The organism is Rhodoplanes roseus (assembly GCF_003258865.1).
In the GTDB taxonomy this organism is placed as follows: Bacteria; Pseudomonadota; Alphaproteobacteria; order Rhizobiales; family Xanthobacteraceae; genus Rhodoplanes; species Rhodoplanes roseus.
Genome location: NZ_NPEX01000516.1, coordinates 1 through 2142, shown reverse-complemented (window position 1 = coordinate 2142; position 2142 = coordinate 1). Strand labels below are relative to the sequence as shown.

Annotated in this window: 2 protein-coding genes; one reads left to right on the top strand and one right to left on the bottom strand. The window is 72.5% G+C overall.

Going from position 1 to position 2142, the window contains the following annotated elements:
- Window positions 1-818 (top strand): DNA mismatch repair MutL family protein (locus CH341_RS30855; RefSeq protein WP_483475697.1); only part of this gene is annotated, 818 nt, incomplete at its 5' end.
- Window positions 819-1038: 220 nt separating this feature from the next.
- Here the strand turns inward: CH341_RS30855 and CH341_RS30850 are convergent.
- Window positions 1039-1956, bottom strand: coding sequence for a LysR family transcriptional regulator (locus CH341_RS30850; protein ID WP_170149884.1), 918 nt, complete (start codon window positions 1954-1956; stop codon window positions 1039-1041).
- Window positions 1957-2142 lie beyond the last annotated feature (186 nt).

Genomic DNA, 2142 nt, shown 5'->3' with positions numbered 1-2142 from the left:
GGTCGGAGCCGCGGCCCGGATCGTGGGACTGGCGGGGCTCGCCGGCACGGCCGGCCGCCGGGGCGGCCCCGGACGGCTTCGCCGAGCCGGCCCCGGACGGCTTCGCCGACGTGGCGCAGGCGGCGTTCGACCGGCTCGGCCAGAGCCAGGCCGCCTTCGACGTCGGTCCGCCCTCCGCCGACGCGCGGGCGACCGCCTTTCCGGCCGACGACGCGGAGCGGCCGGGCGACACGACCGAGCAGCCGCTCGGCGCCGCGCGGGCGCAGCTCCACGAGACCTACATCGTGGCGCAGACCCGCGACGGCATCGTCATCGTCGACCAGCACGCCGCGCACGAGCGCATCGTCTACGAGCGCATGAAGGCGGCGCTGGCCGAGGGCGGCATCGCCCGCCAGCTCCTGCTGATCCCCGCCGTGGTCGATCTCGACGACGCCGACGTCGACCGGCTGGTGGCGCGCGCCGACGACCTGGCGCAGTTCGGCCTGGTGCTGGAGGCGTTCGGGCCCGGCGCCGTGGCGGTGCGCGAGACTCCCGGCCTGCTCGGCCGCCTCGACGTCGGCGCGCTGGTGCGCGATCTCGCCGAGCACCTCGCCGAATGGGACGATCAGCTCCCGCTGGAGCGCCGCCTGCTGCACGTCGCCGCCACCATGGCGTGCCACGGCTCGATCCGCGCCGGCCGCCGGCTCAAGCCGGAGGAGATGAACGCGCTGCTGCGCGAGATGGAGACGACTCCCAATGCCGGCCAGTGCAACCACGGCCGCCCCACCTATGTCGAGCTGAAGCTCGCCGATATCGAGCGGCTGTTCGGCCGGAAGTGAGCTGCGCCGGACGGGGCTCGAACCCTCTCCGGCGAGGTGGCTTTGCCAAATTGGTCATTCCGGGACGGCGCGCAGCGCCGGACCCGGAATCCAGCCGAGAATGCCGAGTGCGGCGTTGGATTCCGGGTTCGCGCCTTTCGCGCGCCCCGGAATGACCAATGATGCAAACCCGCGCGAGGGGAGAGGGAAAAGGTCCGCCGCGCCTGCGCACCGGGTCTCGTCAGCGCGCGAGATCCCGGTACACGGTCCTGATCTGCTCGCGCAGCCAGGCCTGGGCCTTGTCGCGGTCGTGGCGGGCCGGCCAGACCATGCGGGTCGGCAGCGTGCCGACGTCGAGCGGCACCGGCCGTGTGGCGAGGCCGAATGAGGTCTCGAAGATCCCGGCGGCGATCTGGGTGAACACGCCGATCATGTCGCTCTGCGCCAGGAGCTGCGGCACCACGGTGAAGTTCGACACGGTGACGAGCGCCTGCCGGGCGAGGCCCTGGGCGGCGAGCAGATCGTCGAAGATCGCCGTGCGGGCGCCGGTGGCGCTGACCACCACGTGCGGGAAGGACAGCACGCCGGCGATGTCGAAGCGCGCCTTGCGCTTCAACAGCGGATGGCCGCGGCGCAGCACGCAATGCAGCGTCTCGTCGATCAGCAGCGCGTGATGGAGATGGCGCGGCTCGCCGTCGATCCAGCCGATGGCGAGGTCGGTCTTGCCGTCGTCGAGCAGGTCGAGCGCGTGGTGGCGGTCGGCCGTGATCACGTGCAGGGCGGCGCCCGGCGCCAGGCGGCGGATGCGGTCGAGCAGCGGCGGCACTACGGCGAGGCTCTGGCGGTCGGGCGTGCTGATGCGGAACACGCCGGTGAAGCGGGCCGGGTCGAAGGCGCCGCCGTCGGACAGGATTGCGGCGACCAGCGCCATCGCCTCGCGCAGCGGCTCGCGGATCGCGTCGGCGCGGGGCGTCGGAACCAGCCCGTCGGGCCCGCGCACCAGAAGCTCGTCGCCGAGCGCGGCCCGCAGCCGGGCGAGAGCGTTGGATACGGCGGGCTGCGAGCGCCCGAGGATCTCGCCGGCACGGGTGACGCTGCGCTCGGCCAGCAGCCGATCGAGCACGCGCAGCAGGTTGAGGTCGATGTCGGGGTGCGGCACGGCCGGACCTTCATTCATTGTGTGAATGAGGTCGATTGATAGGATCGATTTCACAAATAGGCAACCCGCCCCTACAGTCGCGTCCCGCCGAGCGCCCGCTCCCGCGACCCCCTTTTTCGGAGCCCCGCATGACCCGAGATCACGATCCCGTCCGTCGCGCTTTTCTGTGCGGTGCCGCCGTCGCGG